22 protein-coding genes are annotated in these 21,844 nt (G+C 60.4%); 11 read left to right on the plus strand and 11 right to left on the minus strand.

The genetic code is table 11. The features are described 5' to 3' along the window. Positions 1 to 350: 350 nt before the first annotated feature. Entirely contained in the window at positions 351 to 1,073 is a 723-nt protein-coding gene (locus tag AC1RS8_RS14855; protein WP_008051517.1) for a response regulator, read from the plus strand. Beyond that, the gene (locus AC1RS8_RS14860) at positions 1,070 to 2,680 is read left to right on the plus strand and encodes an ATP-binding protein (protein WP_057713636.1); all 1,611 of its coding nucleotides are present in this window, start codon (positions 1,070 to 1,072) and stop codon (positions 2,678 to 2,680) included. Before AC1RS8_RS14855 ends, AC1RS8_RS14860 begins: the two co-directional genes overlap by 4 nt. Positions 2,681 to 2,788: 108 nt before the next feature. Here the strand turns inward: AC1RS8_RS14860 and AC1RS8_RS14865 are convergent, their stop codons facing one another. Continuing rightward, complete coding sequence (locus tag AC1RS8_RS14865; protein WP_198530231.1) at positions 2,789 to 3,514, minus strand: 4'-phosphopantetheinyl transferase family protein; 726 nt, start codon at positions 3,512 to 3,514, stop codon at positions 2,789 to 2,791. A 233-nt stretch (positions 3,515 to 3,747) separates the two neighbouring features. On the opposite strand from AC1RS8_RS14865, the gene AC1RS8_RS14870 reads away from it, so the two are divergent. The 4 genes from AC1RS8_RS14870 (at position 3,748) to AC1RS8_RS14885 (ending at position 7,443) form a co-directional block, all read left to right on the plus strand. Continuing rightward, on the plus strand, positions 3,748 to 4,350 hold the full coding sequence (locus AC1RS8_RS14870) for a hypothetical protein (protein WP_057713637.1): 603 nt from the start codon (positions 3,748 to 3,750) through the stop codon (positions 4,348 to 4,350). Between the two features lie 120 nt (positions 4,351 to 4,470). After that, entirely contained in the window at positions 4,471 to 5,148 is a 678-nt protein-coding gene (locus tag AC1RS8_RS14875) for a response regulator transcription factor (protein ID WP_057713638.1), read from the plus strand. Next, complete coding sequence (locus tag AC1RS8_RS14880; protein WP_090457300.1) at positions 5,145 to 6,491, plus strand: ATP-binding protein; 1,347 nt, start codon at positions 5,145 to 5,147, stop codon at positions 6,489 to 6,491. Before AC1RS8_RS14875 ends, AC1RS8_RS14880 begins: the two co-directional genes overlap by 4 nt. Before the next feature lie 196 nt (positions 6,492 to 6,687). After that, positions 6,688 to 7,443, plus strand: a complete 756-nt coding sequence (locus AC1RS8_RS14885) for a polysaccharide deacetylase family protein (protein ID WP_489339087.1) — start codon at positions 6,688 to 6,690, stop codon at positions 7,441 to 7,443. Positions 7,444 to 7,487: 44 nt separating this feature from the next. Here AC1RS8_RS14885 and AC1RS8_RS14890 read toward each other — a convergent pair whose 3' ends face one another. Continuing rightward, complete coding sequence (locus tag AC1RS8_RS14890) at positions 7,488 to 8,486, minus strand: AraC family transcriptional regulator (RefSeq protein WP_218494352.1); 999 nt, start codon at positions 8,484 to 8,486, stop codon at positions 7,488 to 7,490. 339 nt (positions 8,487 to 8,825) lie between these two features. On the opposite strand from AC1RS8_RS14890, the gene AC1RS8_RS14895 reads away from it, so the two are divergent. Both AC1RS8_RS14895 and AC1RS8_RS14900 read left to right on the plus strand, forming a co-directional pair. Further along, entirely contained in the window at positions 8,826 to 10,160 is a 1,335-nt protein-coding gene (locus AC1RS8_RS14895) for a dicarboxylate/amino acid:cation symporter (protein ID WP_349735107.1), read from the plus strand. Positions 10,161 to 10,316: 156 nt separating this feature from the next. Then, positions 10,317 to 11,498 carry a CaiB/BaiF CoA transferase family protein gene (locus AC1RS8_RS14900; protein WP_407514757.1) on the plus strand — a complete coding sequence of 394 codons (1,182 nt, stop codon included), beginning with the start codon at positions 10,317 to 10,319 and terminating at the stop codon, positions 11,496 to 11,498. A gap of 120 nt (positions 11,499 to 11,618) precedes the next feature. On the opposite strand, the gene AC1RS8_RS14905 is transcribed toward AC1RS8_RS14900, so the two are convergent. Together AC1RS8_RS14905 and AC1RS8_RS14910 are read right to left on the minus strand one after the other, a co-directional pair. Continuing rightward, a complete protein-coding gene (locus tag AC1RS8_RS14905; protein WP_057713644.1) occupies positions 11,619 to 12,113 on the minus strand; it encodes a SprT family zinc-dependent metalloprotease in 495 nt (164 codons plus the stop codon). A 157-nt stretch (positions 12,114 to 12,270) separates the two neighbouring features. Further along, positions 12,271 to 12,873: a Yip1 family protein gene (locus AC1RS8_RS14910; protein ID WP_007988750.1), complete on the minus strand. Its 603-nt coding sequence runs from the start codon at positions 12,871 to 12,873 to the stop codon at positions 12,271 to 12,273. 282 nt (positions 12,874 to 13,155) lie between these two features. Here AC1RS8_RS14910 and ttcA point away from each other — a divergent pair, with 282 nt between their 5' ends. Both ttcA and AC1RS8_RS14920 read left to right on the plus strand, forming a co-directional pair. Next, positions 13,156 to 13,980 (plus strand): tRNA 2-thiocytidine(32) synthetase TtcA, encoded by an 825-nt coding sequence (gene ttcA / locus AC1RS8_RS14915; protein WP_008016509.1) that lies wholly within the window; start codon positions 13,156 to 13,158, stop codon positions 13,978 to 13,980. A gap of 122 nt (positions 13,981 to 14,102) precedes the next feature. Continuing rightward, positions 14,103 to 14,777: a DNA-3-methyladenine glycosylase I gene (locus AC1RS8_RS14920; RefSeq protein ID WP_057713645.1), complete on the plus strand. Its 675-nt coding sequence runs from the start codon at positions 14,103 to 14,105 to the stop codon at positions 14,775 to 14,777. 100 nt (positions 14,778 to 14,877) lie between these two features. Here AC1RS8_RS14920 and AC1RS8_RS14925 read toward each other — a convergent pair whose 3' ends face one another. From AC1RS8_RS14925 to arsC, 3 genes are read right to left on the minus strand one after another with little or no spacing between them, the layout of a single operon-like run. Next, a complete protein-coding gene (locus tag AC1RS8_RS14925) occupies positions 14,878 to 15,303 on the minus strand; it encodes a DUF2069 domain-containing protein (protein ID WP_090457293.1) in 426 nt (141 codons plus the stop codon). Position 15,304: 1 nt separating this feature from the next. Next, positions 15,305 to 15,901: an NAD(P)H:quinone oxidoreductase gene (wrbA, locus tag AC1RS8_RS14930; RefSeq protein ID WP_057713647.1), complete on the minus strand. Its 597-nt coding sequence runs from the start codon at positions 15,899 to 15,901 to the stop codon at positions 15,305 to 15,307. Continuing rightward, on the minus strand, positions 15,898 to 16,251 hold the full coding sequence (arsC, locus tag AC1RS8_RS14935) for an arsenate reductase (glutaredoxin) (RefSeq protein WP_489339086.1): 354 nt from the start codon (positions 16,249 to 16,251) through the stop codon (positions 15,898 to 15,900). The genes wrbA and arsC overlap by 4 nt, the downstream gene beginning before the upstream one ends. 114 nt (positions 16,252 to 16,365) lie before the next feature. Here arsC and AC1RS8_RS14940 point away from each other — a divergent pair, with 114 nt between their 5' ends. Beyond that, on the plus strand, positions 16,366 to 16,833 hold the full coding sequence (locus AC1RS8_RS14940; protein ID WP_154860364.1) for a TlpA disulfide reductase family protein: 468 nt from the start codon (positions 16,366 to 16,368) through the stop codon (positions 16,831 to 16,833). Between the two features lie 192 nt (positions 16,834 to 17,025). Here AC1RS8_RS14940 and AC1RS8_RS14945 read toward each other — a convergent pair whose 3' ends face one another. The 4 genes from AC1RS8_RS14945 to AC1RS8_RS14960 all read right to left on the minus strand — a co-directional run bounded on the left by AC1RS8_RS14945 (position 17,026) and on the right by AC1RS8_RS14960 (position 21,783). Continuing rightward, positions 17,026 to 17,430, minus strand: a complete 405-nt coding sequence (locus AC1RS8_RS14945) for an META domain-containing protein (RefSeq protein WP_057713650.1) — start codon at positions 17,428 to 17,430, stop codon at positions 17,026 to 17,028. Then, complete coding sequence (locus AC1RS8_RS14950) at positions 17,430 to 17,864, minus strand: hypothetical protein (RefSeq protein ID WP_056728017.1); 435 nt, start codon at positions 17,862 to 17,864, stop codon at positions 17,430 to 17,432. Before AC1RS8_RS14950 ends, AC1RS8_RS14945 begins: the two co-directional genes overlap by 1 nt. 77 nt (positions 17,865 to 17,941) lie before the next feature. Further along, on the minus strand, positions 17,942 to 18,934 hold the full coding sequence (locus AC1RS8_RS14955) for a 2-hydroxyacid dehydrogenase (RefSeq protein WP_489339085.1): 993 nt from the start codon (positions 18,932 to 18,934) through the stop codon (positions 17,942 to 17,944). Positions 18,935 to 19,029: 95 nt separating this feature from the next. Continuing rightward, positions 19,030 to 21,783 (minus strand): response regulator, encoded by a 2,754-nt coding sequence (locus tag AC1RS8_RS14960; RefSeq protein WP_218494357.1) that lies wholly within the window; start codon positions 21,781 to 21,783, stop codon positions 19,030 to 19,032. Positions 21,784 to 21,844 lie beyond the last annotated feature (61 nt).

Raw genomic sequence — 21,844 nt, forward strand, 5'->3', positions numbered from 1 at the left:
GCCGGGGTACAAGATAATGCGTTTTGGGGGGCGATTGCAACGTACTGCCTGTGGATAAACCTGTGCGTAAATTGTGTGTGAAAGAGGTAACCGGCGTGTAGGCCGCGACGCTGCTGGACCGGACCTTTTTTCAGCGATTTTCAACCATCGAAAACGCTCGGGCGGATTTTTAAGGGCGCGAACCCTATCACAAAAAACCCTGTTGTCCGAACGCATTTACCCGCTTGTGTTCTCGACGGGCGGCGTTTATACAATCGGCCCAGTGTGTATACATATTTATCCCCCCGAATCATTACAAAAAGAGGGGCGGATCCTTCCTTATTAGTGTTTTTGGCAAGCAGAGGTCACCCGTGGAGCAAGAAGCCTGGCAGGTATTGATTGTGGAGGACGACCAGCGACTGGCCGAACTGACCCGCGATTACCTGGAAGCCAATGGCCTGCGTGTATCGATCGAAGGCAATGGTGCGCTCGCTGCGAATCGTATTATCAAGGAACAACCGGACCTGGTGATCCTCGACCTGATGCTCCCCGGTGAAGATGGCCTGAGCATTTGCCGCAAGGTCCGCGCCCGATATGACGGCCCGATCCTGATGCTCACTGCCCGCACCGATGACACTGACCAGATTCTCGGCCTGGACCTGGGGGCTGACGACTACGTCTGCAAACCGGTACGCCCGCGTCTGCTGCTGGCGCGCATCCAGGCGCTGCTGCGCCGTAGCGAAACGCCCGAAGTCGCCCCGGAAAAACAGCGGCGTCTACAGTTCGGCCCGCTGATCGTCGATAACGCCTTGCGCGAAGCCTGGCTGCAGGGCAACGGCATCGAGCTGACCAGCGCCGAATTCGACCTGCTCTGGCTACTGGTGGCCAATGCCGGGCGTATCCTCTCCCGGGAAGAGATCTTCACCGCGCTGCGGGGCATTGGCTATGACGGTCAGGACCGCTCCATCGATGTGCGCATCTCGCGCATCCGCCCGAAGATCGGCGATGACCCGGAGCATCCACGGCTGATCAAGACCGTGCGCAGCAAAGGCTATCTGTTCGTTCCCGAGGCTTGCGTAGATCCGTCCCTGTGAACTCGATCTTCCTGCGTATCTATGGCGGCATGTGCGCCGCGCTGATTCTGGTGGCGGTGCTCGGTGTGCTGGCGTTGCACCTGCTAAATGAGGTGCGCAGCGAGCAATACCGCGAGCGCCTGGCCCACGGCACGTTCTCGCTGATGGCCGACAACCTGCAACCGATGAACCAGACCGAACGACATCGGGCCTTGTTGGTGTGGGAGCGGCTGCTGGGGATTCCACTGGCGCTGAAAACTTTTGCCGAGACCGATCTCGACCTGACCCAGCGCACCCGTGTGTTGCGCGGTCAGGCACTGGTGGAACAGACCGGGCCGCACGCAGCGAAGGTCTACAAGCTGGTCAGCGACAAGGAACAGTTGATGCTCACCGGGGAAGTGCAGCAGATCAGCGAGCAACTGGCTCGGGCGACCATCTACCTGTTGACCGATGAACTGGTGCGCACCCCGGTCGCAGACCAACCCTTGCGCCTGGCGCAATTGAAGGAAAGCAAGGGCTTCGGCTTCGATCTGCGCCTGGTCACGGTTGACGAGGCGGACATGGATGAAGACCAGAGCCGTCGGGTATCCGAGGGCGATACGGTGATGGCGCTGGGCAAGGGGGGGGATTCGATCCGGGTATTTGCCGGCATGGTGGGCACACCGTGGGTCCTGGAAATCGGTCCTTTGTATCAGATGAATCCTTATCCGCCGGAGTGGTTGGTGTTGATCGCCGCGCTGGGCCTGACGCTGATCGGTTTGATCGTCTATCTGTTGGTGCGTCAGCTGGAGCGACGCTTGCGTGGCCTGGAAGCCGCCGCCACGCGCATTGCCAAAGGCAGCCTGGAAACCCGCGTGCCGGCGCGCGGCGCGGACTCGGTGGGACGGCTGGCCTCGGCGTTCAACGGCATGGCCGAACACTTGCAGCAGTTGCTGGCGATCCAGCGCGAACTGGTGCGTGCGGTGTCCCACGAATTGCGCACGCCGGTGGCACGCCTGCGCTTTGGCCTGGAGATGATCGGCTCGGCCACCACACCGCAAGCCCTGGAAAAATACTGCCAGGGCATGGACCACGACATCGAGGACCTCGACCGGCTGGTGGACGAGATGCTGACTTACGCGCGGTTGGAGCAGGGCTCGCCGGCACTGAACTTTCAGCGGATCGATCTGGATGCCTTGGTCGATCAGGTGATCGAAGAGCTGGCGCCGTTGCGCGCCGACGTCACGGTGCAACGGGGCTTGTGTCTATCGGCTGCCGATAACGACGACGCCTGGGTCGAGGCTGAACCGCGCTATCTGCATCGGGCGATCCAGAACCTGGTGACTAATGCCATGCGCCACGCGCAATCACGGGTAACCATCAGCTATCAAGTGGGGCAGCAGCGATGCCGAGTGGATATCGAGGATGACGGGCCGGGTGTGCCGGAGTCGGCGTGGGAGAAGATCTTTACGCCGTTCCTGCGTCTCGACGACAGCCGTACCCGCGCGTCTGGAGGCCATGGGTTAGGCCTGTCCATTGTGCGGCGCATCATCCATTGGCATGGCGGGCGCGCGTTGATCGGCAAGAGCAAGAGCCTGGGCGGGGCGTGCTTCAGTCTGAGCTGGCCGCGCAATCAGGAGAAGCGTTGAGCCTTGTGTTGTCTGTTGCGGCCCCATCGCGAACAAGCTCGCTCCCACACTGGATCCCCTATGGGAGCGAGCTTGCTCGCGATGGCGGCCTGACAGGCACCAAATACTTCAGGCCTTGATGCTGACCAGACTCAGCAACTGCCCGTCCTTGACCCCGAACTGCGCATCCAGCTCGGTGCCATTGCGCCATTCGCTGGACAGATCAGTGAGCAGTCGCAACCGCACCTCACCCGACTCACGCCACTCCAGCACTTCGGCGTGTTCGAAATAAAAGCGTTGCTGAACGATCGGATAGAGCGCCTTGAACAGGCTTTCCTTGACCGAGAACGTCAGGGTGACCAGCAACGCCCGTTGATCGTGATCACCGGCCGCCATGCGCTGTAGCTCCGGCGGATTGAGGATTTCCCCGGCCAGGCGTTCGGCCCGTTCGGCATTGAGCAGGTTTTCCAGGTCCATGCCCAGGCCGCGCCAATGGCTTTTGTTCGCCACGATCGCTGCGGCCCGGCCAGTGCTGTGGGTGATCGAACCAGTGATATGAGCAGGCCAGACCGGTGCCCGGTCTTCACCGATGGCCGGAATGAAACTCAAGCCTTCCAGTCGCTGCAACGCGGCCCGGGCACACACTCGCCCGGCGAGAAATTCCGCCTGCCGTTTGGCCACCGAGCGCTGGATGCTCGCCGGCGCTTCGACAGCGCTGCGCTGGAAGTCATCGCTGTCCAGTCGGGCGCTATCGAAATGAGTACTCAGCAGGACCGTATCGGGCAGCGCAAACGGCAGCGGCCAATGGTCATCGAGGGGCGTGCAGCAGACGGGCAGGGCGGGGGTTGAGTTCATATCTGGCATTTTGCCGGGTTGGCTTGAGGCTGGGTAGTGCAAAGCCTCTGACGTGTTGGTAGTCGGTGCCGGCCTTGTCCATTACATGGTCGGATCTGCTGCTGAAACATGTCGAAATATTCGGGGCGGGTCGGTTCAGCCCAGGTTCAGGGTGCGTTCAGGGGGAGTTCAGGGCGCGGTGCGTAACCTTGCCTCGTACCCAAAAAACAATCGGCACATGAGGAAACTCCCCAATGACTGGATTCAAAAAACTGCTTCTGGCATTCACGGTTCTGAGCGCAAGCACCGCAGCTTTCGCGTCCGACGACAACTTCGCCAGCCTTACTCTTGGACAGACCAGCGACAAGGTTAAAAAATCCCACGCCCTGAACGACAACCTCAATCACCCGAACGCCGATGGCGTAATCGGCAAGGACACCACCTGGGGTGTTCGTCTGGGCCAGCAAAACACCAAGGGCCGCTACTACGCCACTTACGACAATGTGTCGGGCTCGCACAACGGCATTAAACTGCGTCAGGAAAATCTCCTGGGCAGCTACGATCTGTTCTACCCGGTGGGCGCTAGCACCAGGCTGTTCGGTGGCGCCACGGCCGGCCTGACCAAAATGACTCAGGAGTCGCCAGGCTTCAGCCGCGACAGTGATATCGGCTACGCCATCGGTGGCCAGGTGGGTGTGCTGCAACAGGTTTCGCAAAACACCTCGGTTGAACTGGGTTACCGTTACCTGCGCAGCAACGCCAGCACCGAGATGAGTGAGCGCGGCGGCAGCAAGCAGGGTTCGCTGGACCTGACCAGCAGCGCCCAGACTTACCTGTCCGCCAACTACGCTTTCTGACAAGCGTTTCGTGAACGGCCTGCGCCGGATCAGCCCGAGTGACTGATCCGGCGTTGCCATGTTAGCTCTTGAGGTGCGACGTTGCGCCTATGGAGATGTTGATTTGCCCGGGAGAGCAATATGAAATTGCTGGTCGTCGAAGATGAAGCGCTGCTGCGTCATCACCTGCAAACCCGCCTGACGGAGAGCGGCCACGTGGTCGAGTCCGTGGCCAACGCCGAGGAGGCGCTGTACCAGACAGCCCAGTTCAACTTTGACCTGGCGGTGATCGACCTCGGTCTGCCGGGCATTAGCGGGCTCGACCTGATCCGGCAGTTGCGCTCAAGTGGCAAAACCTTCCCGATCCTGATCCTCACCGCGCGCGGTAACTGGCAGGACAAGGTCGAAGGCCTGGCCGCCGGCGCCGATGATTATCTGGTCAAGCCGTTTCAGTTCGAAGAACTGGAGGCCCGCCTGAATGCCTTGCTGCGACGCTCCAGCGGTTTCACCCAGTCGACCATCGTCGCTGGCCCGTTACTGCTGGATCTGAACCGCAAGCAGGCGTCCCTCGACGATCAGCCGTTGGCACTGACTGCGTATGAGTACCGCATTCTCGAATACCTGATGCGTCACCATCAGCAAGTGGTGCCCAAGGATCGCTTGATGGAACAGCTCTACCCGGATGACGACGAGCGTGATCCGAATGTGATCGAGGTGCTGGTCGGCCGTCTGCGCCGCAAACTGGAGGGGCCGGGCGGGTTCAAACCGATCGACACCGTGCGCGGCCTGGGCTACCTGTTCAACGAGCGTTGCACTTGATCCGTTCGCTGCGCATACGCTTGATGCTCGCCGCCACGCTGTTGGCGGTGTTGTTCATGCTGGCGTTGCTGCCTGCGATGCAGGGTGCCTTCAGCTTGGCGCTGCAGGACTCCATCGAGCAGCGTCTGGCATCCGACGTGACCACGCTGATCTCGGCTGCCCGGGTGGAGAACAACAGCCTGCAGATGCCAGCGCAATTGCCCGACGAGCGCTTCAACCTCACCGACAGCCGATTGCTCGGCTATATCTATGACCGTGAAGGGCAACTGGTCTGGCGTTCGAAGGCGACCCAGGAAGAACGCATCAACTACAAACCGCGCTACGACGGACGTGGCAGCGAGTTTGCGCGGATCCGCGAAGCCAATGGCCAGGAGTTCTTCGTCTACGACGTCGAGGTCAAGTTGCTCGGCGGCAAAAGTGCAGCCTTCAGCATCGTGGCGTTGCAGCCGGTTCGCGAGTACGAACTGACCCTCGAAGGCCTGCGGGAAAATCTCTATCTGGGTTTTGGCGCGGCACTGCTGGTGCTGCTGGCGTTGCTGTGGATCGGCCTGACCTGGGGCTTGCAGGCATTGCGGCGCTTGAGCCAGGAACTGGACCAGATCGAAGGTGGCACCCGCGAAAGCCTCAGTGAGGAACATCCCCGGGAGTTGCTGCGCCTGACCGGTTCCCTCAACCGTTTGCTGCATAGTGAGCGTGAGCAGCGCAGTCGCTATCGTGATTCCCTCGACGACCTGGCTCATAGCCTGAAAACGCCCTTGGCGGTGCTGCAAGGCGTCAGTGAAGACATGGCCCAGCGTCCCGAGGATCGCGATCAGGCCTGGGTGCTGCAAACCCAGATCGAACGCATGAGCCAGCAGATCAGCTACCAGTTGCAGCGCGCCAGCCTGCGCAAAAGCGGCCTGGTACGTCATCAGGTGCATTTGCGGCCGGTACTGAAAAGCTTGTGTGACACGCTGGACAAGGTTTATCGCGACAAGCGCGTGCACGTCGCGTTCGATTTGCCCGACCCATGTTACGTACCGATCGAGCAGGGTGCCCTGCTGGAAATGATGGGCAATCTGCTGGAAAACGCCTATCGCCTGTGCCTGGGCGAAATACGCATCAGTGTGCGTGAAACCCTCAGCGGCACGCAGTTGTGTGTCGAGGACGACGGCCCTGGCGTACCACAGGATCAGCGCGCACGGATTCTCGAGCGCGGAGAACGCCTGGACCGCCAGCACCCGGGGCAGGGTATCGGCCTGGCGGTGGTCAAGGACATCATCGAGAGCTACCACGCCCAGCTGACCCTGGGGGATTCACCGATGGGCGGAGCGGCGTTCCGGATTTATTTTCCGGCGGTGTGAACGGGTATTGGATAGCAGTCTTTTCGGGCTACAGGCATCAAGCGTTAAACGACCGGCAACAATGTTTTGTTGGCGTTCAGCCGTTTGGTGGCAAGTAATAAGCCTCGCCTTATTGACGACATGCACACGCAGAGTCTGTGTTGCTTGCATGAGTGGATAGGGGCTGAAGCGTTACAAGCCACCAAAGGAGATAAGGATGGAAAGGAAGAAAGTTTGGCTGACGTTTGACGACGGTCCTCGGCAAGCCCAGACCGAAACCGTGCTGGAAACACTGGAGCTGTTTGATATCAAGGCAACGTTTTTTATTGTTGGCAATCTGGTTGCCAGGCATGGCGAGCGTATCAAGCGCATCCTGGGCGAAGGGCACCGGATCGGCAATCACACTTACGATCATCTAAGACTGGTCGGCCAGGACAAAGACACCATCATCGATCAAGTCAAAATGACGGAGCAGGCGCTGACTCCCTACCAGCAGCCGGACCTGATCATGAGGCCGCCTTATGGCGCTCACGACGCGATGGTCGATCGCACTGTCGCCGAGTTGGGGTACCGGCAGGTTCTCTGGAACGTGGATACCCTGGACTGGAGCAGCAACTACCAACCGGGGGGCTGGGTATCCCATGGTGTTGAGCAAGTAAGGAAAAGAAAGAATTCCATTGTGCTGATGCATGACATACATGCGACCACGGCCAATAATCTTGGCCGGTTCATCGGACAAGTAAACCTGCTGGGCGATGTGGACTTCGAGTCACCGGCCACACTGGCGATTGCGCCGGTCAGTCAGTTGAATATGTATGTGGTGGTAAGGGGCGATACATTGTCCACAATTGCCAGAGAGTTTTATGGCGATGCTGTCAAATACCTACTGATCTTTAATGCGAACAGGTCGGTGCTGGATCATCCAGACAAAATTTACCCTGGCCTGTCACTGATCATCCCGCCTCCAGGGTAAGCGTTCGCCAAATCTGGACGGGGTGTAACGCGGGTGCTGAAAATTCAGTTCTCCTGCGCCCGATAAGCCCCCGGCGTCAGCCCCGTCCATTTCTTGAACGCCCGGTGAAACGCCGACGGCTCGGAAAACCCCAACTGCTCGGCGATCTGTTGCAACGACAGGTCGGCGCGGCTCAGGTGATAAATCGCGATGTCCCGGCGCAACTGGTCCTTCAATTCCTGAAAGCTGGAACCCTCTTCCCGCAAATGCCGGCGCAAGGTCTGCGGGCTGATGTGCAGGTGGGCGGCCACGGCTTCCAGGTCGGGCCAGTGTGAACTGTCGCGACTGAGCAAGCGCCGCAGGCGGCTGCTCAAGCTGTCGCCATCGTCCGGGCGCGAGAGCAGGTCGGCGGGGGAGCGTTCGAGGAAATGCTTGAGGGTGCGTTCATCCTGCAACAACGGCATGGCCAGGTAGCGGCTGTGAAACAACAGGCTGCTCTGGGGCCTGGAAAACTCAAGCGGACAGGAAAACAGCAGGTCGTACTCGGCGCCGTGTTCCGGCCGGGGGTAGCTGAACGTGGCCTGTTCCAGGCGAATGCGCTGGCCGATCAGCCAGCTGCCGAAACGGTGCCAGATCACCAGCAGGCTTTCACTGAGGAAATGATCCGGGTCCCAGAGCTGTGAGTCGTCCAGGCTCAGGCGCACCCATTCATCTTCGCGGCTCAGGGTCAAACGGGGCGCCCCGGGGAACAGGCTGTAAAACAACAAGCCGCGATGGAGTGCCTTATCCAGGCTGCGGCAGTGAATCACGGCATGGCACATCATTGCGAAGCTGCCCGGCCTGCTTGGGGCTTGCCCGAACCCGAGGTACTCGTCGTCCAGTGCCAGCCATAACGCCTGGATCAGTTGGGTGAATTGCTCCGGAGCGATGCGTGCCCGGGGTTCGTCCAGCAACTCGGGGCTGATTCCCAGTTGCTGTAGCAAGCCCGAATAGTCGTAGCCGTGCCGACGCGCACCACACAGGGCGGCGCGGGCGAAGTGACTGGCGATGGTACGTTCGCGCATGGCAGCAGATCTGACCGTTGATCGACGGATGTTAGCTGCGCGCCGCGGGCGTGAACAGGGCGGATATCCGCCAAATTGCAGGACGACTTTCAGTGCAGGGGCGGAAATCCGCCACATGCTTGTAGCCGTTCGGTGACAGGGAATTCGCTGCAACCCCAGATATAAAAAGGCTTGCAGGGGGTTTTACGGAAGGTGGCACGGGCCTTGCGATACAACGAGCAGATGCCTGCCGTTGCGCAGCTCGAAAAAACAAATCCCTCCAGTGCAGGAGGGTTCGCAATCGCGGTGTTGCGGGCAACAGCTGGATGTTGTCACCGGGCACCTTTGAGGAACTTTGCAATGACGACTCGTCAGCCACTGTATAAATCCCTGTACTTCCAGGTGATCGTTGCCATCGCTATCGGCATTTTGCTCGGTCACTTCTACCCGCAGACCGGTGTAGCCCTCAAACCGCTGGGTGACGGGTTCATCAAACTGATCAAAATGGTCATCGCGCCGATCATCTTCTGTACCGTCGTCAGTGGTATCGCCGGCATGCAGAACATGAAATCGGTCGGCAAGACCGGCGGCTATGCGCTGCTGTACTTCGAAATCGTGTCCACCCTTGCCTTGCTGATCGGCCTGGTCGTGGTCAACGTCGTGCAACCGGGTGTCGGCATGCACATCGACGTATCGACCCTGGATACCAGCAAAATCGCTGGCTTCATCTCGGCTGGTAAAGACCAAAGCATCATTGCCTTTGTCCTCAACGTGATCCCGAACACCATCGTCGGCGCGTTCGCCAACGGCGACATCCTGCAAGTGCTGATGTTCTCGGTGATCTTCGGTTTCGCCCTGCATCGCCTGGGTGCCTACGGCAAGCCGGTGCTGGACTTCATCGATCGCTTTGCTCACGTGATGTTCAACATCATCAACATGATCATGAAGCTCGCTCCAGTCGGTGCGTTCGGTGCGATGGCGTTCACCATCGGTGCCTACGGCGTCGGTTCGCTGGTGCAACTGGGCCAGTTGATGATCTGCTTCTACATCACCTGCATCCTGTTCGTGCTCCTGGTACTGGGTGCCATCTGCCGCGCGCACGGTTTCAGCGTCATCAAATTGATTCGCTACATCCGTGAAGAACTGCTGATCGTGCTGGGCACTTCCTCTTCGGAATCCGCTCTGCCACGCATGCTGATCAAATTGGAACGCCTGGGTGCACAGAAATCCGTTGTGGGTCTGGTGATCCCGACTGGTTACTCGTTCAACCTCGACGGTACGTCGATCTACCTGACCATGGCCGCTGTGTTCATCGCTCAGGCGACTGACACCCCAATGGACCTCACTGCCCAGATCACCTTGCTGCTGGTGCTGCTGTTGTCCTCCAAGGGCGCCGCCGGTGTGACCGGTAGTGGCTTCATCGTGTTGGCTGCCACCCTGTCCGCCGTGGGCCACCTGCCGGTTGCCGGCTTGGCGCTGATCCTCGGTATCGACCGCTTCATGTCCGAAGCCCGTGCCCTGACCAACCTGGTGGGTAACGCTGTTGCGACCCTGGTCGTGGCCAAGTGGGTGAAAGAGCTGGACGAAGACACGCTGCAAGTCGAACTGGCTTCCGGCGGTCGCGGTATCTCCGACGAGCGTGAAGTAGACGACCTGGGCGTGGCCGAAGGCCCAGCCCCGGCCAGCGTCAAGTAAACGCTCAACAGAAACTCGGCCTGCAATGAAAAACCCGCTTCGGCGGGTTTTTCATGCCTGCGATTTGAGCGCAACGGTCACCGCCAGTGACGCATCAGGTGATTGCTGCGATGTTCTCGGCTGCCTAGGCTTGGAGGATCGCACTGGAGAACACTTATGCTCGGTCCACTGGCATCACTCAAGGTTCTGGATTTCTCGACACTGCTACCGGGGCCGTTCGCCTCGTTGCTGCTGGCGGACATGGGCGCCGAAGTGCTGCGCATCGAATCGCCGACCCGCATGGATTTGCTGCGGGTGTTGCCGCCCCACGATCAAGGTGTGTCAGCCAGTCATGCCTATCTCAATCGCAACAAGCGCAGCCTGGCCCTGGATCTCAAGCAGCCTGAGGCGCTGGAGGTGATCAGGTCGTTGCTGCAGGACTACGACATTGTGCTCGAGCAGTTCCGTCCGGGTGTCATGGAGCGTCTGGGCCTGGGTTACGAAGCCCTGAAGGCGATCAATCCGAGACTGATTTATGTGTCGATCACCGGCTATGGCCAGACGGGCCCCTACAAGGACCGCGCCGGTCATGACATCAACTACCTGGCCCTGTCCGGGCTGGCGAGTTACACCGGCCGTGCCGACACTGGGCCGTTGCCGTTGGGCATGCAGGTGGCGGATGTCGCCGGTGGTTCGCTGCACGGGGTGATTGGCTTGCTGGCGGCAGTCATCGCCCGACAGCAAACCGGGCAGGGCCAGCACCTGGATGTCAGCATGACCGACTGCGCGTTCAGCCTGAATGCGATGGCCGGTGCCGGGTATCTGGCCTGCGGCGTCGAGCCGGGACCGGAAAACCAGGTGCTCAATGGCGGCAGTTTCTACGATTACTACCGCTCCCGGGATGGGCGCTGGCTGTCGGTGGGCAGCCTGGAGCCGGTCTTCATGAAACAGTTGTGCACGGCATTGGGTCTGGAGGAATTGGCCGGCCTCGGCCTGTCACCGCAACCGGCGCATCAGAAACAGCTTAAAGACGCGCTGAAGCTCGAATTCGAAAAGCATGACTTTGCCGAGTTGCGCGCGCTGTTCGCAGAGCTGGATGCGTGTGTCGAGCCAGTGCTGAGCCTGGGAGAAGCGCTCGGTCATCCGCAGTTGCAGGCGCGGGAGTTGGTGGCCGACGTACCTCGTGGCGATGGCTCGACCCAGGCGCAGATGGCTTGTCCGCTGAAGTTTTCGCAAGGTTTGCCGGAGCCCCGGCATATTGGCGCGGCGCTGGGGCAGCATACGGATCAGGTGTTGGGAGAGTTGGGGTTCAGTGCTGAGCGGATCGAGCAGTTGCGGCGGGCCAAGGCGATTCTTTAGTGCCTGTCAGGCCGCCATCGCGAGCAAGCTCGCTCCCACACTGGGTTTGTGTCACGCCACAGATTCTCTGTAGGAGCGAGCTTGCTCGCGATGGCGGCAGCACAAACACCGAAAATCCAACTACTCGACCCGCATCTCGCCACTGAACACCAACGTATTGCGGCACCGCCGACACAAATACCGCCGTCCCTGCCGAACCAGGCTGTGGCGCTGTGCCGAAAACGGGAAGTCGCTGTCGACGCACGGGCACTTGTAGATGTAGCGGGTCACGCTGCGGCGTTTGACGTCATAGGTGTGGCAGCGGTTGGGCGGCAGTTCGTACACGCCGCGCATGATCAGTTGCCACTCTTCACCATGGGGCTGGATGCGGTCGCCGAACAGTTGGTGGGCGATCAGGTGCGCGACTTCATGGGCCACGGTCTGCTTGAGGAAATCTTCGGTGTTTTCCCGGTACAGCTGCGGGTTGAAGCGCAGCAGGTTCTCGTGCAAATGCGCGACACCGGCTTTTTGCCCGCGCAGCTTGAGGCTCACCACGGGGCGCTTGAAAGGTCGTTTGAAAAAGGATTCGGCTAGTTGGAAACAGTCTTCGACGCGGGTATTGAGTTGCTCGGGCATGCTTGATGGATCTCCAGAGCGGTCGAGTATGCCGCAACCTTCGGACCTTGCGAATCACCAGGTTGCCGAATGGTCGTGTGCGTTCTCGTTGCTGAAGAATGAAAAGACCGCCTTGCGGCGGCCTTTGTCGGCAGTTCTGATTTTCAGTGATGAGCGGCTAACTGGTGTAGACCGGGCCCACGCCGAGTCCCCAGACAATTACTGTGAACGCCATGATGGCGACCAGCACCACCAGGCCTACGGCGAGCACCGAACTTGAAAACAGGAAGCCCTCGTCAGATGGAATGTTCATGAATGTCGGCAAGCCCACATACAGCAAGTACACCGTGTAGCAGATCGCTGCGGTACCGACGATCATCCCCAGCCACAGGTGTGGGTACAAGGCGGCGAGACCGCCGATGAACAGCGGTGTAGCGGTGTAGGTGGCAAACGCAATGCAACGGGCCAGGCTTGGGTTGGCGTCATAGGTGCGGGCCATCCAGTGGATGAAGGCGCCCATTACGGCCACACCACCGAGCATCGCCAGGTACGACATGACCGTCATCCATATTGCGCTTTCTACGGTCAGCATTACGGGAGGTCGATTGCCGATGACCCAGCCGACCTGTGTGGTGCCAATAAAGGCAGACACGGCGGGGATCGCCGCCAGGATCAGCGTATGGGTCAGGTACATGTGGCTGATGCTTTCCTCCTGGTCGCCACGGATTTCTTTCCATTCTTGGTCAGGGTGGGTGAAGAGCCCCACTACGTGATGGATCATGCCAGTCACTCCTCTTGTTTTTACCGTCGCCCCCCAGTGGAGCGCCTACGGGCCAATACGGCCAAGCAAGTCATAGGTCTGAATTTGTATGTGACCTTATGTCGCAGTATAGGGAGGAGTTTCCTCAGAGGGAGTAAGGGCTTTAGAGCAAATCGCGCTGTAAACGCAGTTGTTAATCGCCGCAGGGTCTGTGGCGAACAGCCCTTTTGGCGAGGCACTTCGCCCCTGAGGCGTTTTTGCGTAAAATGCCGGCCTTTCGTCACACCTCACGGATTTCGCGTCATGGGCACTCTCACGGTCAACCAGAACAAACTGCAAAAGCGCCTTCGCCGACTGGCCGGTGAGGCAGTTGCCGATTTCAACATGATTGAAGACGGCGACAAGGTCATGGTCTGCCTGTCCGGTGGCAAGGACAGCTACACCATGCTCGATGTGCTGATGCACTTGCAGAAGGTCGCGCCGATCAAGTTCGAGATCGTGGCCGTGAACATGGACCAGAAGCAGCCGGGTTTCCCGGAGCACGTGCTGCCGGCCTACCTCAAGGAACTGGGGATCGAGTACCACATCGTCGAGAAAGACACTTACTCGGTGGTCAAGGAGCTGATCCCGGAAGGCAAGACCACCTGCTCGTTGTGCTCGCGCCTGCGTCGCGGAACGCTCTACACCTTCGCCGATGAAATCGGCGCGACCAAGATGGCCCTCGGTCACCATCGCGACGACATCGTCGAAACGTTCTTCCTGAACATGTTCTTCAACGGTTCGCTCAAGGCCATGCCACCAAAACTGCGCGCCGACGATGGTCGTAATGTGGTGATCCGCCCGCTGGCCTACTGCAACGAAAAAGACATCCAGGCCTACTCGGACTTCAAGCAATTCCCGATCATTCCGTGCAACCTCTGCGGTTCCCAGGAGAACCTGCAGCGTCAGGTGGTCAAGGAAATGCTGCAGGACTGGGAACGCAAGACCCCGGGCCGTACCGAGAGCATTTTCCGTAGCCTGCAGAACGTGATCCCGTCCCAACTGGCGGATCGCAACCTGTTCGACTTCACCAGCCTCAAGATCGACGAAAGCGCCGCATCGCGCTTCGTCAACGTGGTCAACCTCTGACCAAACTGTGGGAGCGGGCTTGCTCGCGAAAGCGGTGTGTCTTCAGCATTGATGTTGGCTGACACTACGTCTTCGCGAGCAAGCCCGCTCCCACAGGTTTTTCGTTTACCTCAGGAGAGGGCATGCGCGACTACAAGTGGCTGAATGAGTACTGCTTGAACCGCTTCGGTTCGGCAGCTGAACTGGAAGCCCATCTGCCCGTTCCCAAGACTCCCGCGCAACTGCGCAAGATCAGCGACGATCGCTACCTCTCGATGATGGCGCTACGGGTGTTCCGCGCCGGGCTCAAGCACAGCCTGGTGGATGCCAAGTGGCCGGCCTTCGAAGAAGTGTTCTTCAGGTTCGACCCGGAAAAAGTCGTGCTGATGAGCGCCGAGCACCTTGAGCGCCTGATGCAGGACACGCGGATCATCCGTCACCTGGGCAAGCTCAAGAGCGTGCCGCGCAATGCGCAGTTCATACTGGACGTGGCCCATGAAAAGGGCAGCTTCGGCGCGCTCATCGCCGACTGGCCGGTGACCGATATCGTCGGGCTCTGGACCTTCCTGAAAAAACGTGGACATCAGTTGGGCGGGCTGTCAGCCCCGCGCTTCTTGCGGATGATCGGCAAGGACACCTTTGTACCGAGCTATGACGTGGTGGCGGCGCTGAATGCGCAGGACATCATCGACAAGGTGCCGAGCAGTCTGCGCGACCTGGCGTTGGTGCAGGACGTGTTCAATCAGTGGCATGAGGAAAGCGGCGGGCGCCCGATGAGCCAGATTTCGATGATGCTGGCTTACACAGTCAATCATTGAGACCGAGTCGCCCCAATCGCGGGCAAGCCCGCTCCCACATTGGATCTGTGTCGTTCACAAAATCCCCTGTGGGAGCGAGCCTGCTCGCGATAGCTGTGGGTCAGGCGACGGAGGGTTCGCCCTCGCCAGCCAACTTGCGATTCAACTGATACCGCCAGCGCACATACAACAGCGCCGAGCAAAACACCGCCAGACTCGCGCCCATCTCCAGCAAGCCGAAGACTTGCCGGTTCGGGTCATAGGCAGCCAATGCGCCTTTGATGAAGTACAGGTTCACCACAAAGCACATCCACGAATGCCCGCGAGGGCTGCCGACGATCATCCCCGGAGCCAGAATCAGCAGTGGCACCAGTTCGATCAACAGGATCACCCAGGGGCGTGCCCCATGCAGATCGGCAATCGCCAGGTAGTAAACACACAGCAGTCCCACCAGACCGAAAAAGCACAGCAGGCTGATGGCGCGCATCGCCTTGACGCGTGGTTCGAGCCATTCGAGGGCGGGCAGGATCTTCGGCTTCTTGGCCAACTCAGCTCTCCAGTTTCTGTGCGGTCTTGGCCAGGCGCAGACCCAGCGCGCGGCACAACGCCACTTCATGGGCATCCAGACCGCTTTTGCCGTCGGCGCCGGCGTGGTGGCTGGCGCCGTATGGCGTACCGCCGCCCTGGGTTTCCAGCAGTGCCGACTCGCTGTAGGGCAGGCCGGTGATCAGCATGCCGTGGTGCAACAACGGCAGCATCATCGACAGCAGCGTGGTCTCCTGGCCGCCGTGCAGGCTCGCGGTGGAGGTGAACACACCCGCCGGTTTTCCCACCAGGGCGCCGGTCAGCCACAGGTTGCTGGTGCCGTCGAGGAAATACTTCAGTGGTGCCGCCATGTTGCCGAAGCGGGTCGGACTGCCGAGCGCCAGGCCGGCACAGTTCTTCAGGTCGTCGAGGCTGGCATACAGCGCGCCTTCGTCGGGAATCTCCGGCGAAACGGCTTCGCACTCGCTGGAAATCGCCGGCACCGTGCGCAGGCGGGCCTCAAGCCCGGCCTGTTCGACACCACGTGCGATCTGCCGGGCCATTTCGTTGGTCGAGCCGCTGCGGCTGTAGTACAGAACCAGAATGTACGGTGCACTCATGGCAACAGTTCCAGGATCTGCTCCGGTGGGCGGCCGATAATGGCCTTGTTGCCGACTTCGAGAATCGGTCGCTCCATCAGTTTCGGGTGGGCGGCGATGGCGGCAATCAATTGCGCTTCGCTCAGGCTGCTGTCGGCCAGGTCAAGGGTCTTGTACTCGTCCTCGCCGGTGCGCAGCAATTGCCGGGCGCTGATCCCGAGTTTGCCCAGCAGGCTCTGGATCTGCGCGGCGTCCAGTGGGGTTTCCAGGTAGCGGACCACGATCGGGGTCAGGCCACGGGCTTCAAGCAGTTCGAGCGCACCGCGGGATTTCGAGCAGCGCGGATTGTGATAAAGCGTCAGATCGGTCATGAGCGGGTCGCATCTTGCGTAAGGTGGCGGCTATTCTAACTGTGCAGCGCGCAATCCAGAACCGTAAGAGGCGATGGGTCGCAGGTGCATTCAATTTTTGACAAGGAACACGACATGACAAGGCGACTGGCAGCAGCATTGGCGATCATCGGAGCGTTGATGCTGGGGGGCTGCGGTAATGACTATGGCATCGACCAGGACGGCCACAAGATCGCCGCCGACCGACTGGACGGCAAATGGCTGGTCCTCAACTACTGGGCAGAATGGTGCGGGCCTTGCCGTACCGAGATACCGGAGTTGAATGCCTTGGCTGAGCAGCTCAAGGACAAGAAAATCGGTGTGTTCGGGGTCAACTTCGACAATGTCCAGGGGCAAGAACTGAAGGACGCGAGCGAGAAACTTGGGATCAGGTTCACCGTGCTGGCCCAGGACCCTTCCGAACTGTTCGAGCTGCCGCGCAGCGAAGCATTGCCGGTGACCTACATCGTCGATAACAAGGGCAAGGTGCGTGAGCAGTTGATGGGTGAACAGACGGCGGCGGGGGTGATGGCGAAGCTTGAGGCGTTGCAGGCGAAGAATTGATCAGATGATCGTTTTCATTGTGGTCAGGGGCTTTTTGTGGCGAGGGGGCTTGCCCCCGTTCGGCTGCGCAGCAGTCGCAAAGCCGATATACACGGTTAACCTGATCAAACGCGGTTATTGGATTTAGGGCTGCTTCGCAGCCCAACGGGGGCAAGCCCCCTCCCCACTGGTTTCAGCGTGCTGAAAGGGCGATCAACCCTCCTCGAGCCACCAACGTAACGGCTTGCCTTCGGCTGGCCAGAAGCGTATCTGCTCGATCGGGGAGACGTCCCAACGCTGGACGTTTTCCAGGGCCTGAAGGAAGCGTTTTTCCTGTTCCATCAGTGCCGGCGCGCACAATTTGCGGGTGCTGCCGATTTTGCCGAAGGTCAGTTTGTCGCCATCGAGGGTGTACGGCGCGAACCAGTGGTTGCAGCCGCCATTGCCGTAGGCCCGGCCATCTTCGTCGAGGGTGACGGTCAGGTGGCTGTAGTCCATCAACGGCCGCTCGCCGATCCACTCCAGAATGTAGCTGCGGTTCTGTTGCAGTTGCACCGGCTCGGCGGCGCAGCCCAGCAGGCCGGCACCGACCATGGCGGTCAGAGCGAGGCCTTTCATCACGCAGGCTCCTGGCATTTCGGGCACAGGTGTTTCTCGCCAACGCTGGTCCAGCCCAACTCGGCAATCCGCGCGGTGGCGGCAGGCTTTTCGGCCTTGTTGCCCAGCTTGGCATCGACGGCAAACTCGAAGCTCAGCTCTTTGGCACAGCTGTCACAGTTCACTTGCCAGGTGTGGATGGCCAGTTCGCCGAACACCGGGCCACTGGCTACCGCGACCCATTGGCCGGGCGGGTTGATCAGGTGGCGAACCGTTTCGACGGTCAGGCGCATGGACAAGTCCTTGGCACCCTTGAGGGTCACAACCAGCACGTCATTGTTGCGAATCGAACCACCGTTGCCGGTGACTTGATAGCGCCCCGGCACCAGGGCGCGGCATTCAGTGAGGGTGTGTTGCGGGTTCATCAGGCTGTAGCGGAAATCGTGTTCGACCATGGGTCCTCCAAATATGCGCGATATGCTAGCACGGGCTTGTACGCCGCATCGCGCAGGTAGATGACCTTCGATCCGTTTCAGTCTCCCGTCACCAGGTTTTCCGGGGTGCCCGCCGTCCAGGCTGCAATGTTGTGTAATGTGGTGGCGGCAATCGCGTCCAGTGCTTCGCGGGTCAGGAACGCCTGGTGCGCGGTGACGATCACGTTAGGAAAGGTCAGCAGCCTGGCCAGCACATCGTCTTGCAACGGCAGGTCGGAGCGGTCCTCGAAGAACAACTGCGCTTCCTCCTCATACACATCCAGCCCCAGGTAACCCAGGCGACCGTCTTTCAGGGCATCGATCAGTGCCGGGGTGTCCACCAGACCGCCACGCCCGGTATTGATCAACATCGCGCCCGGTTGCATGTGCGCCAGGGACTCGCGGTTGATCAAGTACTTGCTCTGCTCGTTGAGCGGGCAGTGCAGGCTGATGATCTGCGATTCGGCCAGCAATTGCGGCAGGCTCAGGTAGCGAGCGCCGAGGGCTTCGACCTGCGGGTTGGGGTAGGGGTCATAGGCCAGCAACCGGCAGCCAAATCCGCTCATGATTTTGGCGAAGGTGGCACCAATCTGACCGGTGCCGACCACGCCGACGGTCTTGCCCACCAGATCGAAACCGGTCAGCCCCTGCAGTCTGAAATCCCCTTCGCGAGTGCGGTTGTAGGCGCGGGGCAAGCGGCGGTTGAGTGCGAGGATCAGCGCTACTGCATGTTCGGCAACGGCGTGGGGCGAATAGGCCGGGACACGCACGATGGCCAGTCCCAGGCGTTTTGCTGTCGGCAAGTCGACATGGTTGTAACCGGCCGAGCGCAGGGCGATCAGGCGTGTGCCTCCAGCGGCCAGGCGCTCGAGTACCGCAGCGCCAAGGTCATCATTGATGAACGCGCAGACCGCTTCATACCCTTGGGCGAGCGCTACCGTGTCGAGGCTCAGGCGCGCAGTCTGAAATTGCAGCTCGATGCCGGCCGGTTGCCCGGCCGCGAGAAAGCTGTCGCGGTCGTAGTTCTGGCTGCTGAAAAGAATCGTACGCATGCGGTGCTCCTTGAAGGTGGCCTGCGCCGTTGAGCAAGCCGGCATTCGACAGTCCCCAGGTTAACTCGCCAACAGCCCTTCGCGATTGCGCTGCATCAAGCATTCATGCGCGCCTGGGCTGCCAGGCGATTGATTGCCCGGTCGAGCTCATCCAGTGCCAGGCTGGCTTTCGGGTCCTGTTGCTTGAGCAGGGTTTCGCTGCGTTGGCAGGCCGCACGCAATTGCGGTACGCCGCAGTAACGCGTCGCGCCATGCAGGCGATGGACCCGTTCGACCAGGGCGTTGTGTTCATTGCTTTGCCGAGCCAGTCGGATGGCTTCGCGGTCAGCCTCCAGTGACGCCAGCAGCATCGCCAGCATGTCCGCGGCCAGATCGGCCTTGCCGGCAGCCAGGCGCAATCCTTCCTCGTGGTCGAGCACCAACAGGTCATGGGTGCCAGCATGCCCATCGCCGGAGCGCTCCGGACTGTGATTGCGCAGCGCCAGGCCGCTCCACTTCAGCACCACTTGCGCCAATTGCCGTTCACTGATCGGTTTGGTCAGGTAGTCGTCCATGCCGCTTTGCAGCAGCGCGCGTTTTTCGTTGGCCATGGCGTGGGCAGTGAGGGCCACGATCGGCAGCGGCGTGCAATGGCGTTCGCTTTCCCACTGGCGGATCGCCTCGGTGCTCTGGCGACCGTCCATGCCGGGCATCTGCACGTCCATCAACACCAGATCGAATGTCTCGTTCTGCACCGCCTTGACGGCGGCATAACCGCTTTCCACCGCGAGTACCTTGGCGCCCATGTCTTCGAGCAGGGTTTGCACCAGCATCAGGTTGGCCGGATTGTCGTCGACGCAAAGCACCTTCGGGGCACGGCTGGATACCGGTTCGCCCGGCTCGCTGCGCATAGACCGCGGGTTGACCAGGTCAGACAGGGAGCGTCGCAGCTTGCGGGTGCAGGCCGGTTTAGCCTGGAGCTGGCTGTGGGGGTTGGGCACGGAAAGATGGAACAGCGTCTGTTCCGTGGTCGGGCACAGCACCAGCACTTTGCAGCCAAGATGCTCGAGGTCCCAGATGTGCTGGTTGAGGCGTTCCGGCGGCATGTCGTTACTGGTGATGCCGAGCACGGCGAGGTCGATCGCCTGGTCGGTCTGGTGGGCGGCGGTGACGCCATTGGTCAGGCTTTCCAGGGTATTGAACGGTGTGGTGCTGAGGCCGCAGTCTTCCAGTTGATGCTGCAACGCCTGCCGTGCCAGCTCGTGGTTTTCCAGTACCGCCACCCGTCGCCCGAGCAAGGGTGCCGAGGGCAGGTCTTCGGCATCGTCGCGGGTTTTTGGCAGGCTCAGGCTGATCCAGAATTCCGACCCTTCCCCCGGCGTGCTGTCGACGCCTATCTCACCGCCCATCTGTTCGATCAGGCGCTTGGAAATCACCAGGCCCAGGCCAGTACCGCCGGGTTGCCGCGACAGCGAGTTGTCGGCCTGGCTGAAGGCCTGGAACAGGGCGCGTACGTCCTGGTTCGAAAGACCGATGCCTGTGTCTTGAATGCTGATGCGCAACTGCACGGTGTCTTCGTGTTCTTCTTCGAGCATGGCGCGGGCGACGATGGTGCCTTCGCGGGTGAACTTGATCGCGTTGCTCACCAGGTTCGTCAGGATCTGCTTGAGCCGCAGTGGGTCGCCCACCAGCGACAGCGGCGTGTCCCGGTACACCAAGCTCACCAGTTCCAGCTGCTTGGCGTGGGCAGCCGGGGCGAGGATGGTCAGGGTGTCCTGTAGCAGGTCGCGCAGGTTGAACGGAATATGGTCGAGCACCAGCTTGCCGGCCTCGATTTTCGAAAAGTCGAGAATCTCGTTGATGATGCCCAGCAGGCTGTCGGCGGATTTTTCGATGGTGTCCAGGTAGTCGAGCTGGCGCGGGGTGAGCTCGCTTTTTTGCAGCAGGTGGGTGAAACCGAGAATGCCGTTGAGCGGCGTGCGGATTTCATGGCTCATGTTGGCCAGGAATTCGGACTTGATCCGGCTCGCTTCCAGGGCTTCCTTGCGCGCCAGGTCCAGTTCGATGTTCTGGATCTCGATGGTTTCCAGATTCTGGCGCACGTCTTCGGTGGCCTGGTCGATGCTGTGCTGCAATTCTTCCTGCGCATTTTGCAGGGTGCCGGCCATGCGGTTGATGCCGGAGGCCAACTCGTCCAGTTCCTGACTGCCGAGTGGCGGCAGGCGGGTTTCCAGATGACCGTCCTTGAGTTGAGCCACGGCTTGCTTGATCTGGCTCAATGGCCGATTGATCGTGCGACCCATGCGCAAGGCCAGCAGTGCCGCACCTATCAGCCCCGCCACGATTAACATCAGGCTGGCGAACAGGCTGCGGTAACCGCGCAACAGCATGCTGTTATGGGACAGTTCAAGCTCGACCCAGCCCAGCAGGCGGTCGGCTTCTTCGGGAATCACGTCCCCGGCCAGGTTGCGGTGTTTGCCGAATACCGGCAGCAGATAGCGGGTCGCATCGTTGCCACTGCGGCGCAGCATCTGCGTGCCACTGCCGGAGGGTGTCTGGTTGAGCATGGTCGGGCCGGCGTGGGCCAGCAGCGTGCGGTCAGGAGCCAGGAAGGTCACGGCCCGCACGTCGGTTTGTTCCAGGGCCTGGGTGGCGATGCGTTCGAGCAGTTCGTTGTCCTGATGGCCCATGGCTGGCGCCGTCAGTGGAGCCAACTGCTCGGCGATCATTTCGCCGCGCTGCATGAGTTGGGTTTGCAGGTCAGCCTGTTGCATCCAGGTAAAATATCCCCCCAGCACCAACGCCATCAGGCTGGTTGGCAACAGGGTCAGCAACAGCACGCGGCCTTTGATTCCCAGTTTCTTGAGCACGCATCTCTCCTGCATCCCGCTATTTATAGGCCTGCACATGCATCCGCCATGCACCACTTGC

It is taken from the genome of Pseudomonas sp. GW821-FHT12A04, from assembly GCF_058807755.1.